Genomic DNA, 12,807 nt, shown 5'->3' on the forward strand with positions numbered 1-12,807 from the left:
TAGGTGCTGACATTAAAGTTCCTACACTCAGCGGCGACGACGTAACAGTGCGATTAGCTGCTGGAACCCCTACAGGACGTGTACTTCGTGTGAAAGGTCGCGGCATAACAAAAGGCCATACTGTTGGCGATTTACTTGTCACCATCGAAGTTCAAGTGCCTCGACGCGTTGAAGGCGAAGCCCTTGAAGCGCTGAAGAAATTTACTGAACTCACAAAAGATCACGACGTGCGCGCTGAATTTAATATAAAGGCAAAGGCATGACCGACAAACGCGAGCCACATGAAATTGATGATGAGACTGGTCTCTATGTTATTTCGGTTGCAGCAGAACTTTCGGGGCTACACCCACAGACATTGCGCCAATACGATCGTCTTGGTTTAGTTTCACCCAATCGCACAGAAGGGCGCAATCGCCGATATTCATTACGCGATATTGCCTCCCTTCGTATGGTGCAACGGCTTGTCGGCGAAGGCATCAATCATGCTGGTGTTAAGCGCATCATTGAACTCGAGACAGCGATGGCCAATATGGCGCTTGAGGTCGCTCAGCTACGTATCGAGGTAGATGCTCTTCTTTCTGAGAACCCTCCTAAGGCTTTGAAGAGTAAGAAGAAATCACCAGAAGTCATTGTCTATGACGATAACGAGTAGAAGATAAGGTCAGCCCATGAGCGCACGCGAATCCCTGAAGAATGAAATCATCAATAAGGCTGTAGTTCACGGCAAAGTAATCCTGTCTTCAGGCAAGGAAGCTGATTATTACGTTGACCTTCGCCGCATTACTTTGGATCACGTAGCTGCTCCGCTTGTTGGAGAAGTCATGCTCGACCTCACTAAAGATCTTGAATTCGATGCCGTTGGTGGCTTAACTCTCGGAGCAGACCCTGTTGCAACAGCGATGATGCATGTTGCCGCACGTAACGGTCGCGCACTGGATTCATTTGTTGTTCGTAAAGAAGGAAAAGCTCATGGACTTCAACGTCGCATCGAAGGACCAGATGTTGCAGGAAAGCGCGTCTTGGCTGTCGAAGACACCTCCACTACAGGTGGATCAGTATTAACAGCTGTTGAAGCCCTTACAGAGGCCGGCGCCATCGTGGTAGGTGTTGCGGTTATCGTCGAGCGCGGTGCTCAAGATGCAATTGAGGCAGCGGGTTATAAGTATTACGCCGCCTACCAGTTGGCAGATCTAGGACTTTAAGAGAGATCTCTCTTTGTGCGCCACTCCTTAAGAATTTCAAGAGCAACTGGTAGAACGCTGACAATCACAATCAGCGCAATGATGGGTAGTAAGTACTTATCAATCGACCCACTGATTTTGTTTCCAAGAATATAACCAGCACCAAGAACTAACTGAGTCCACACCACTGCGCCGAGTGCATTCCATAAAAGGAATTTACGTGCTGGATATCCAACTATGCCCACCATCGGATTTAAAAGGGTGCGAACAAAAGGAATAAAGCGAGCCAAAATTACAGCTTTACCAACACCATACTTTGTCAACCAACGCTCTGTCTGAGCTACACGCTCCTGGGTAAAGAAGCGACCATTTGGACGATCGAATAACTTAACTCCATAGGTACGACCAAAGAAGTGACCTACCTGTGCACCGATGATTGCGGCAAGTGGTGCTCCAAGAAATATTGCTAATGGATTAAGTGATGCTCCGCCGAGGATCTCAGCACCGGCAGATGATGCTGCAATTCCAGCAATGAATAACAATGAATCACCTGGAAAAGCTAAGCCGATTAACAACCCAGTTTCAGCAAAGATAATTGCAAGAATTCCTGCAAGACCTAAGTCTCCAACAATCGAATGTGCATCAAAGAGGTTGGCGGCGATATTCATATGTAGAGGATAAGGTACACGCCATGCAAAAGAGTCCTTCCCTTCGTGTATTTACAGAGGAATTCCGTCCAACCTTTCACTTCACCCCTGAAAAGAATTGGATTAACGATCCGAATGGACTTCTCTTCTATAAAGGTAAATATCACCTCTTCTATCAACATAACCCTTCAGGAATCTTGTGGGGAAATATGTCATGGGGACACTCTGTAAGTAGTGATTTACAATCATGGCAGCACCTGCCTGTCGCTATCCCTTGTACAGAAACAACAGGAATCTTTAGCGGTAGCGCCGTGGTGGATTACAAGAACACAAGTGGTTTTGGTGCTATTGATAACCCACCTTTAGTTGCCATTTATACAGTGCATCACAATGATGGAAGCAATCAATCTCAACACATTGCTTACAGCATTGATGAAGGCACGACCTGGACAAAGTATGCAGATAACCCTGTCCTTGATTTAGGTATGACAGATTTTCGTGATCCAAAAGTTTCCTGGAATGAATCAACTCAATCCTGGCTCATGACTGTTGCAAAGCCGCTGGAATTCAAGATTGCTTTCTTCTCCTCTCCTGATTTGAAGAGCTGGACGCATTTATCTGATTTTGGACCAATGGCAGCAACCGGCGGTTGTTGGGAATGTCCTGATCTCTTCCCACTACCAACACCGAGCGGTGATACGCAATGGGTTTTAATTGTCTCTCTCAATCCAGGTGGAATCACTGGAGGTTCTGGTACTCAATACTTTATCGGCGATTGGGATGGAAAAATTTTTATACCTTCCCATACCGATACAAAGTGGATTGACTACGGTCGAGACAACTATGCGGGTGTCACATTTAGTAACACACCAGATAACCGCAAGATCTTTCTTGCTTGGATGAGTAATTGGGATTATGCAGCGAAGTTGGATTCGCAAGTGTGGCGCGGTTCAATGACGTCACCTCGCGAATTACAGATCAGAGAAGTTGGCAATGAATTCTTCCTTTCAGCACTACCCATTTCTGAACTCAAGTCAGAACATGATTACCACTTCGCAATTTCAAGTAAGGAAGATTCTGAAATCACTGTTAGTGACGGCGAAGAAAAAGTTGTCATTCACTTTCACTCTGCAACAAAAACTATTTCGGTGGATCGAAGCAACGCCTGGTTCCCACAGTTTGAAGAGAAAATCCAAACCACAAGTCCAATCACCCTCGAAAATTTCACCATCCGGTTATTGCTTGACCACGGCAGCCTGGAGCTCTTTGTGCCAGAAGCAGCGCTCGCTTTGACCTGCCTCCACACCCTCCCCGCCTCAAGCACAGTACTGCAAAAACCTGCAAAACAGTTGCAATAGAGTTACAGCCACAAACTTTCCCTTGAGCCTTCTAAGGCTCTACCGTTTACCCACTACCAGCAATTCCTAGGAGCTGGTTAAACCCGTGAAAGGAAATACTTCATGAAGAAGTTCGCAAAGCTCGGTGCACTCGCACTCGCTTCTGCGTTGACTGTTTCTGTTGTTGCTGCGACATCTCCAGCATCAGCTGCAACATGTTCAACAAAGACAAAGGTAACAATGCTCGGAACAATCAAGCCTGAAATTCAGGACCAGTTCCTTGCAGCAGTTAAGGATTACAACGCATCACAGGATTGCTACACACTTACATCAATCCCAGGCGATCGTAAGCTCACATTCCTCCAGAACGTAACACCAATGTACGCTGCGAAGAATGCTCCAACAATCATGTACACACTCCAAGAGATTCCTGACATGGCTGACAAGGTCATGGACTGGAAGGGTTCAAAGCTTTCAAAGCTTGTTCCACAATCACTTCTTGAAGCAGCAACAGTTGGCGACAAGCTCGTTGGTGTTCCATCAACAGTAGAAGCATTCGGTCTCCTCTACAACAAGCAGGTACTCGACAAGGCAGGCGTTGATCCTTCAAAGATCACAACACGTCAGTCACTCGAAGTTGCTCTTCGCAAGGTTAAGGCTGCAGGTTCTGGTGGAGTTCGTTTCTCATCAATCTGGTGGTCACTTGGTGCACACTTCACAAACATCTACTTTGCTAACTCAGCAACAACACACGAAGGTCGCTTGAAGGTCCTCGATGGCCTTGCAGATGGAACAAAGAATCTTTCACAGGATGCTGTATTCCAGAACTACCTTCAGACATTCGCACTTCTAAACAAGTACAACCAGGCTAAGCCAAACACAACTGATACAGAGTATGACCTTTCAGTGAAGGATCTCGCTTCAGGTAAGGCTGCATTCTGGTTCATGGGTAACTGGGCAGAACCAAACTTGTTGCAAGCATCTAACGGTGTTGACTTCGGTTTGATGCCTCTTCCAATCAGCAACGATCCAAAGTTCGCTGGTAACAAGTCAATCTCAGTTGGTGTTCCAGGTTACTTCATGATCGACAACACACAGTCAACAGCTGCTGAGCGCGCTGGTGCAGTGGACTTCCTTGAGTGGTTGTACACAACTCCAGCTGGCCAGAAGCGCGTTGCTGGTTCAGTTGATGATGGTGGAATGAACTTCATCCCTGCATACAAGGGCTTCAAGGTCTCACCTAAGACATACATGGCACAGCAGATTGCTAAGTATGTTGATGCAGGCAACACACTTGAGTGGATCAACACCTACTACCCAGCAGGTGGACAAGATCTCTACGGAGCATCAGGTCAGAAGCTCATGGCTGGAAAGATTACAGGTGCGGAATACGCAGCTGAACTCCAGAAGGCATGGAAGGGCTCAGTTAAGACATGGCGCGGAGTTAAGAAGTAATTCGCAACTTTGACAATGTCTAACTAAAGACTGAAATAGATATGACGGCGAGGTCATCTCGGGGTTCACACCTCGAGGTGACCTCGCTACTATTTCCCCATAGATTTAACAACCGCATCAATTATTTTTTTCGAGATTAAGGTGACGTTATGCATCACGGCAGTCAGCTGAAGAAGTTCTTACTCTTCGGATTAGTCCCGCTCGCGATTTTTGCCGCGGTGTTGATCTATCCGTTCCTACAAGGTTTGTATCTCACCTTCACCAACTGGGACGGTTTCGCTCATGATAAGTACGTAGGATTTGCGAACTACACAAAATCTCTTCAAGACCCAGAATTCTGGACAACGCTTCGCTTCACAGTGAAGTATGTATTGGTATCACTCGTTGCAATCAACGCAGTCGCATTTGGACTAGCTCTCCTTGTTACCGCAAAGTTGAAGAGCTCCAATTTGTTCCGCACCTTCTTCTTCGTACCAAACCTCATCGGTGGAGTTGTTCTCGGTGTGATTTGGCAGTTCATCTTTAATACAGCTCTTGTTTCAATCTCAGGCAAGCTCGGTTGGTCTCTCTTCGAATCTTCATGGCTCGGTGAGACCAATACCGCTTTCTGGGCGCTGATTATCGTGACCGTCTGGCAATCATCTGGTTACATGATGATTATCTACATCACCGGTCTTATCTCTATTGAACAAGATGTGCTTGAGGCAGCTCGCGTCGATGGTGCATCAGCACTTCGCACCCTCTGGTCGATCAAAATGCCTTTGATGGCTCAAGCCTTCACAATCTCACTCTTCTTAACATTGCGCGGTGGGTTTATGGCCTACGACGTCAACGTAGCCCTTACCGGCGGCGGCCCATTCCGCACAACCGAGCTGATTTCTATGCATATCTTCCAAGATGCATTCGCCTTCGGAAACTTCGGAACCGGTCAATCTAAGGCTGTACTGATGTTCATCATGGTGGCGACCGCTGCACTCATTCAAGTCACAGTCTCAAAGAGAATGGAGGCACGCTCATGAAAGAAGCGTCACGCATCGCCAAGCGCACAGTATTTCTCGGCGGTTTAGTCCTTTCAGTCGCCTACGTACTTCCATTTGTGCTCGTATTCCTCAACGCCTTTAAGCCCAAGTACGACATTCTTGAGAACCCATTAGCGTGGCCAAAGACCGTCACGATGGATAACTTCACACAAGCACTTCAAAAGATGGATTTCTATCGCTCACTTACTAACTCTGTGATCATCACAGTCTTCAGTGTCGGCGGCTTAATAATCTTCTCTTCTATGCTCGCCTACTATCTCGCACGCAACAAGAATAAGTTCACCCATACAACATTTCTTATTCTGGTTGCATCAATGATCGTTCCTTTCCAGGCGCTGATGATTCCTTTCATGTCGATTTTTGCTCAGTTTGTTGCAATTAACAATCGTGCAGCGTTGATTTTCTTCTACCAAGGTTTTGGTATCGCACTTTCAACATTCTTGTATCACGGCTTCATATCAAAGATTCCGATGGATCTTGATGAGGCAGCTGCTATGGATGGTGCATCCGATATGACAATCTTCTGGAAGATTATGTTCCCAATGTTGCGTCCAGTTACAGCAACTGTTGCAATCGTTAACGCGCTATGGATCTGGAACGACTTCTTGTTGCCTCGCTTGGTTCTTACCCGCGAGACACAGACACTGCCGCTTTCCACCTATCTCTTCTACGGCCAGTACTCCACTGAGTATGGACAAGCAATGGCGGGTCTTTTGCTAGCAGTATTGCCAATTATTGTCTTCTACTTAATCCTACAGAAGCAGTTTATTTCAGGTATCAGCCAGGGAGCAGTTAAGTAACCTCCCTAGTTATTTGTTGAGGTTCTTTACCGAATCTCGAATAACTAATGAGGTTGGCACCTTCATCTGCGAACTCGCGCTATCTGGTTTTTCAATTCTTGCCATGATCTGCGATGCAGCAAGCTGTCCCAAGAACTGCACCGGTTGAGAAATAGTCGTGAGACCGATTGTTGAGGCAAATTCGTGATCGTCATACCCAACCACAGATATATCTTCAGGTACTCGCAGACCTTTTTTGTGCAATGACTTAATAACACCAAAGGCCATCTCATCAGATTCGCAGAAAATCGCGGTAGGTAGCTTCTTTCGAGTCAAGAACTCATCCATCGCGATCTCCGCTGTATGGCTATCAAAATCTGCCACGATTTCAAAGTTTTCATTAAATTCAATACCGTGTGATTTCAGAACCGAGAGGAAACCTGATTTACGGTTGGAGGCAACTTTAAAATCAAAGTGACGTTCATTCTGGCCAACCATGATTGCTATATCACGATGACCCATCTCAATCAGGTACTCAACTGCAACTTGGGCACCTTTCACATCATCAATAGAGACGCTAGAACAGCGAGTCTCAGCAACGCCCAACAATGAGACTGGAATACCAAGTCCCAAAATTTGATCAAACTCGCGCTCTGTAGGCGGGAGCGAAACAACAATGAGACCATCTACTTTGCCCACAAGTTTCTTCTGTTGAAAGACTCGTTGACGTGCATCGACTTGAGCAAAGTTATAGAGCAACATATCCATGCCAGCTTCACGCAGAGCTTGTTCAATTCCAGCAAGAGCTTGAGAGAAATACCAGCGTGAGATAAAAGGTGCAATCACGCCGATGGTATTGGTGCGCGATGATGCGCTTGCAGGCAATAAGTCAGGGCGAATCGGATAATCCAATACCTGCGCTGCTTCGATAATGCGCTTGCGGGTGCGTTCATTAACATGGTGCATCCCTCTAAGGGCGCGCGATACCGTGGCTGGAGATACTCCCGCCTTCTTCGCAATCTCAACTATTCCTGACACAATACGCAAAGGATATGCAAAAAACTGCAAATTACAAGAGTGAAGGACGATGCGATGTCACTATCGAAAGATAAAGATTGGTGGCGTCAAGCTGTTATCTATCAAATCTATCCTCGCAGTTTTAAAGATTCCAATGGTGATGGCCTCGGTGATATCAAAGGCGTCACCTCCAAAATTGATTATCTTCAATCACTCAACGTTGATGCAGTCTGGTTATCACCGTTCTATCCATCGGCGCTGGCAGATGGTGGATACGACGTCGATGATTATCGAGATGTAGATCCCAAACTCGGAACACAGGCAGACTTCGATGAGATGCTGAGTGAATTACATAAAGTTGGCATCCGCGTCTTTGTCGATATTGTTCCTAATCACTCATCTAACCGCCATATCTGGTTCCAAGAAGCAATTGCATCCGAACCAGGATCGGCAGCACGCAACCGTTACATCTTCCGCGATGGCAAAGGTCTTAACGGCGAACTACCACCGACTAATTGGCCTTCACACTTCGCACCGAGCGCGTGGAGTCATGAATCCATTCATGGCGGAAAACACAATCAATGGTTCTGCCACATGTTTGCACCAGAACAACCTGACTTCAACTGGGATAACCGCGAAGTTCATGATGAATTTTTACAGACACTCAAGTTCTGGGCAGATCGCGGTGTCGATGGATTCCGCATCGATGTAGCGCATATGTTGAAGAAAGATTTATCAGAGCCATTACAAGATCAAGATAGCTATCCAGGACTGACTAATCGCAAACCAGGTCAAGATATTTTCTTTGATCGTGACGATGTGCATGAAATTTATAAAGAATGGCGCTTGTTATTTGACTCATACGATCCACCGCGAGTAGCCGTTGCAGAAGCGTATGCGCCAGCTGAACGTCTTGCACGTTATGCAAGTCCAGATGAGTTGGGTCAAGCATTTAACTTTGAATTACTGGAAGCAAACTTCAACGCTCATGAATATAAGTCTGTCATTGATCGTGGACTGGCTGCTGCAAAAGCCCAAGGGTCGTCTTCAACGTGGACCATTAACAATCATGATCAGATGCGCCCTGCGACAAAGTATGGACTTCATCCAACGGTAGATCGGCTTCGCTGGAAAAATTCTGGGGGCACGACACACCCACTCGATGAAGTTGCGGGACTTAACTCTGCAATCGCAGCGTCGATGTTAATTATGGCTCTTCCAGGTTGTACCTATATCTACCAAGGCGAAGAACTTGGCCTCTTTGAAGTTCTAGATATTCCAGAATCTCAAATCCAAGATCCTCAATATTTACGAAATAATAAAGTTGATAGAGGCCGTGATGGGTGTCGTGTCCCTCTCCCATGGACCGATGGTGGACCGGCATTTGGATTTAGCACCAGCGCACCACATCTACCGCAACCCAATTGGTTTGGCGCCAAGTCAGTTGAAGCCGAGAGTGGAGTTGAAAGCTCACCACTAGAAATTTTTAGAAAGGCGCTCGCGCTCCGAAAAGAGTTGATCGCACCAGAAGAATTAACCTGGCACGAGACCGGCAATAAGCACGTACTCCACTTCTCACGCCCTAGCAGCTGGCATTGCATCACCAACTTCGGCAACAGTTTCTATGACTTTATGAGCACCTTGCCAGCGGGAGCGCAGATTCTGCACTCATCGCAAGGGTTACAGGGCGCAGGTCTCTACCTGATTCATGGCCAGCTCTCGAATGAGAACAGCTTGCCACCGGCCACAACGGTCTGGGTGCGCGCCTAGGCAAAAATCACGCTGGTTTTTTGACCCCTAATAGATATGTATATGTAGACTCGCCCCAGCCGTGGCCACGCTTCAGGTGGCCGCACTGAAATCTCCAACGGAGGAGAAACATGCGCGCTTCTGCCGCTAATTCACTGGTGCAGGTCACCGGGTCTAACTTAAACATTACATTCGTGGTTCTAGGAGTCGCCCTTGCGGCGCTCGCTATCGCCGTTGCCCTTCGCGCGCAGGTTCTCAGCGCTAGCGATGGCACCGAGAAGATGCGCGAGATCGCAGGCGCAGTCCAGGAAGGCGCCGCTGCATATCTGCACCGCCAGTTCCAAACACTCTCTTACTTTGTAGGAATCGTCTTCTTCCTACTCTTTGCTCTCCCTGCCGACACAACTGCAATCCGCGTTGGTCGCTCAATCTTCTTCCTCCTCGGTGCGGGCTTCTCTGCACTCGTTGGCTATAACGGTATGTGGCTTGCAGTGCGCGCAAACGTTCGCGTTGCAGAAGCTGCTCGTCAGAAGAATGGCACAAAGGCTGTTCAGATCGCATTCCGCACAGGCGGCGTTGTCGGTATGACAACTGTTGGTCTCGGACTTGTTGGCGCTGCACTTGTTGTCATCATCTACCGCGAAAACGCACCAGTTGTTCTTGAAGGTTTCGGTTTCGGTGCTGCAATGCTCGCGATGTTTATGCGCGTTGGTGGCGGTATCTTCACCAAGGCAGCTGACGTCGGAGCCGACCTCGTTGGTAAGGTCGAGAAGAACATTCCAGAAGATGACCCACGTAACGCTGCAACAATCGCAGATAACGTAGGTGACAACGTCGGTGACTGTGCTGGTATGGCAGCAGACTTGTTCGAGTCATATGCAGTAACACTCGTTGCAGCATTGATTCTCGGTAAGGCAGCTTTCGGTAACGAAGGTCTTATCTATCCATTGATCGTTCCTGCAATCGGAATCGTGACAGCTGTCATCGGAATCTTTGCAACCAAGCTTCGTTCAACAGATAAGTCAGCAATGACAGCTATTAACCGCTCATTCTTTATGTCAGCGATTATCTCTGCAGGTCTTACCGGTCTTGCAACATTTACTTACCTCCCAGCTAAGTTCAATCTCCTTACCAATTACTCACAAGAAGTCGCTGCTGAAGCGGGCGATATCAACCCACGTGTATTTGCATTGGGCGCGGTAATCATCGGAATCGTTCTCGCAGCTGCAATTCAGGTACTTACCGGCTTCTTTACCGAGGTCGGCAAGCGCCCAGTAAACGATGTATCTGCAGCGTCTCAAACAGGTTCAGCGACAGTTATTCTCGCTGGTATCTCGGTTGGATTTGAATCAGCTGTTTACTCAGCACTTCTTATCGCAGCAGCTGTCTTCGGAGCATTCTTGCTCGGTGGCGGATCAATCGTCTTGTCACTCTTTGCAATCGCATTGGCTGGAACAGGTCTGCTCACAACTGTTGGTGTCATCGTTGCGATGGATACATTCGGACCAATTTCAGATAACGCACAAGGTATCGCTGAAATGTCAGGCGACGTCAAGGGTGAGTCAGCTCAGATCCTTACCTCACTCGATGCTGTTGGTAACACAACTAAGGCGATTACAAAGGGCATCGCAATTGCAACCGCTGTTCTTGCCGCAACTGCGTTGTTCGGTGCATTTACCGATGCAATTAAGGAAGCTGTGGTTAAGGTCGGTCGCGCAACATCTGACCTTCAGTACCAGGGCGTTCTCGATATCGCTTCCCCTCGCAACTTAGTCGGACTTGTGATCGGTGCATCTGTTGTCTTCTTATTCTCAGGTCTTGCAGTCAATGCAGTATCTAAGGCAGCTGGCGCAGTAGTAGTTGAAGTGCGCAACCAGTTTAAGAACCACCCAGGAATCATGAACGGCACAGAGAAGCCTGAGTACGGTCGCGTTGTCGATATCTGTACTCGCGACTCACTCCGTGAACTTGCAACACCAGGAATCCTTGCAGTGATGGCACCAATCGCAGTGGGCTTCGGTCTCGGCGTTGGCGCACTCGGTGCCTTCCTTGCTGGTGCGATCGGTACCGGTACTTTGATGGCTGTCTTCCTCTCCAACTCAGGTGGAGCTTGGGATAACGCAAAGAAGATGGTGGAAGACGGCAACTACGGCGGCAAGGGCTCTGAAGCTCACGCGGCAACTGTTGTTGGCGACACTGTAGGAGATCCATTTAAGGACACAGCAGGTCCAGCCATCAACCCACTGATCAAGGTGATGAACCTTGTTGGTCTTCTCGTCACACCTGCAATCGTTGAGTTCACACTCAATGGCCAGGATTGGAAGATCGCATTTACATGTGCGGTTGCAACTCTGATCATCATCGCTGCCTTGGTACGTAACCGTCGCCATCACGCAGTCGGCATCCAGTACTAATAACTAGGTAAAGGACTTCCCCACCTTTATGGCAGCAAAAAAGGAAAGTCGCGAGCTTAAAAAGCTTGTGATTGTAGAGTCCCCTGCAAAGGCTCGAAAGATTGGCGGCTACCTCGGCGATGGTTATATCGTCGAGGCTAGCGTCGGCCATATCCGTGACCTTCCGCAGCGCGCTGCCGATATTCCTAAAGAGGTAAAGAAGTTAGCCTGGTCTAAAGAGGGCGTCGATATCGAAAATGATTTCGCGCCTTTATATGTCATCAACCCCGATAAGAAGGCGAAAGTTGCCGAGCTGAAGGAGTTGATGAAGGACGCTGAAGAGATCCTTCTGGCAACTGACGAAGACCGCGAAGGTGAAGCAATTGCCTGGCACTTGGTTGAAGTATTACAACCAAAGATTCCGATTAAGCGCATGGTCTTTAACGAGATTACCGAAGAGGCAATTCATGCCGCTGTAGAAAATACTCGCGACTTGGATTACAACCTTATTGATGCGCAGGAAACACGTCGAGTTCTAGATCGCCTCTACGGCTACCGTCTCTCTCCTGTTCTGTGGAAGAAAGTCATGCCACGCATCTCAGCAGGACGCGTGCAATCTGTTGCTACACGATTGATTGTTGAGAAGGAACGCGAACGCATGGCCTTCATCTCATCATCATGGTGGGATCTCGATGCTGTTACCGATCTTGGATTTACTGCACGCTTGCTATCTGTCGATAATAAGAAAGTTGCATCCACATCTGACTTTGGTGCCGATGGCGCCGTTAAAGAGAAATCCCTGAAAGATATTCTCTTGCTCGATGAGTCAGCTGCAAAGGCGCTCACAGAATCACTTAAGGGGTCACCACTTACTGTGAAGTCGATGGAGGAATCTCCACGTACCGAGCGACCAAAGCCACCATTTACAACATCGACTATGCAGCAAGATGCCGGTAGCCGACTTGGCTGGGGCGCTCAGATCACCATGCGCGTTGCTCAGCGCTTGTACGAAAATGGTTACATAACCTACATGCGTACTGACTCCATTAACTTGAGCGAACAAGCAATCAAGGCAGCGCGTGCTGCAGCAAAATCTCTATACGGTGCAGACCATGTCTATGAAACAGCACGCTTGTATCAAGGCAAGACCAAGAACGCACAGGAAGCGCACGAGGCCATTCGCCCAGCTGGAGATACCTTTAAGACTCC

General features: G+C 47.9%; 12 protein-coding genes. 10 read left to right on the forward strand and 2 right to left on the reverse strand.

Going from position 1 to position 12,807, the window contains the following annotated elements:
* The 3 genes from ACKOVI_RS04170 to pyrE all read left to right on the forward strand — a co-directional run.
* On the forward strand, positions 1-263 hold a 263-nt coding region (locus ACKOVI_RS04170; protein WP_509602787.1), incomplete at its 5' end, for a DnaJ C-terminal domain-containing protein.
* A complete protein-coding gene (locus tag ACKOVI_RS04175) occupies positions 260-652 on the forward strand; it encodes a heat shock protein transcriptional repressor HspR (RefSeq protein ID WP_509602788.1) in 393 nt (130 codons plus the stop codon). The genes ACKOVI_RS04170 and ACKOVI_RS04175, both read left to right, overlap by 4 nt.
* Before the next feature lie 16 nt (positions 653-668).
* A complete protein-coding gene (pyrE, locus tag ACKOVI_RS04180; RefSeq protein ID WP_509602789.1) occupies positions 669-1,202 on the forward strand; it encodes an orotate phosphoribosyltransferase in 534 nt (177 codons plus the stop codon).
* On the opposite strand, the gene ACKOVI_RS04185 is transcribed toward pyrE, so the two are convergent.
* Positions 1,199-1,849 (reverse strand): DedA family protein, encoded by a 651-nt coding sequence (locus ACKOVI_RS04185; RefSeq protein ID WP_509602790.1) that lies wholly within the window; start codon positions 1,847-1,849, stop codon positions 1,199-1,201. The genes pyrE and ACKOVI_RS04185 overlap by 4 nt on opposite strands.
* Positions 1,850-1,872: 23 nt before the next feature.
* Here ACKOVI_RS04185 and ACKOVI_RS04190 point away from each other — a divergent pair, with 23 nt between their 5' ends.
* From ACKOVI_RS04190 to ACKOVI_RS04205, 4 genes are all read left to right on the forward strand, one after another.
* Entirely contained in the window at positions 1,873-3,186 is a 1,314-nt protein-coding gene (locus tag ACKOVI_RS04190) for a glycoside hydrolase family 32 protein (RefSeq protein ID WP_509602791.1), read from the forward strand.
* Between the two features lie 102 nt (positions 3,187-3,288).
* Entirely contained in the window at positions 3,289-4,620 is a 1,332-nt protein-coding gene (locus tag ACKOVI_RS04195; protein ID WP_509602792.1) for an ABC transporter substrate-binding protein, read from the forward strand.
* A gap of 149 nt (positions 4,621-4,769) precedes the next feature.
* Positions 4,770-5,639, forward strand: coding sequence for a carbohydrate ABC transporter permease (locus ACKOVI_RS04200; RefSeq protein WP_509602793.1), 870 nt, complete (start codon positions 4,770-4,772; stop codon positions 5,637-5,639).
* On the forward strand, positions 5,636-6,460 hold the full coding sequence (locus tag ACKOVI_RS04205; protein ID WP_509602794.1) for a carbohydrate ABC transporter permease: 825 nt from the start codon (positions 5,636-5,638) through the stop codon (positions 6,458-6,460). The genes ACKOVI_RS04200 and ACKOVI_RS04205 overlap by 4 nt, the downstream gene beginning before the upstream one ends.
* Positions 6,461-6,469: 9 nt before the next feature.
* Here the strand turns inward: ACKOVI_RS04205 and ACKOVI_RS04210 are convergent, their stop codons facing one another.
* Positions 6,470-7,477, reverse strand: a complete 1,008-nt coding sequence (locus ACKOVI_RS04210) for a LacI family DNA-binding transcriptional regulator (RefSeq protein ID WP_509602795.1) — start codon at positions 7,475-7,477, stop codon at positions 6,470-6,472.
* A 54-nt stretch (positions 7,478-7,531) separates the two neighbouring features.
* Here ACKOVI_RS04210 and ACKOVI_RS04215 point away from each other — a divergent pair, with 54 nt between their 5' ends.
* The 3 genes from ACKOVI_RS04215 to topA form a co-directional block, all read left to right on the forward strand.
* On the forward strand, positions 7,532-9,226 hold the full coding sequence (locus tag ACKOVI_RS04215; protein ID WP_509602796.1) for a glycoside hydrolase family 13 protein: 1,695 nt from the start codon (positions 7,532-7,534) through the stop codon (positions 9,224-9,226).
* A gap of 110 nt (positions 9,227-9,336) precedes the next feature.
* A complete protein-coding gene (locus ACKOVI_RS04220) occupies positions 9,337-11,619 on the forward strand; it encodes a sodium-translocating pyrophosphatase (RefSeq protein WP_509602797.1) in 2,283 nt (760 codons plus the stop codon).
* A 28-nt stretch (positions 11,620-11,647) separates the two neighbouring features.
* Positions 11,648-12,807, forward strand: a 1,160-nt coding sequence (gene topA, locus ACKOVI_RS04225; protein ID WP_509602798.1) for a type I DNA topoisomerase, incomplete at its 3' end; no start/stop codon positions are given.

Origin of the sequence: Candidatus Planktophila sp. (assembly GCF_046070465.1) — a bacterium.
In the GTDB taxonomy this organism is placed as follows: Bacteria; Actinomycetota; Actinomycetes; order Nanopelagicales; family Nanopelagicaceae; genus Planktophila.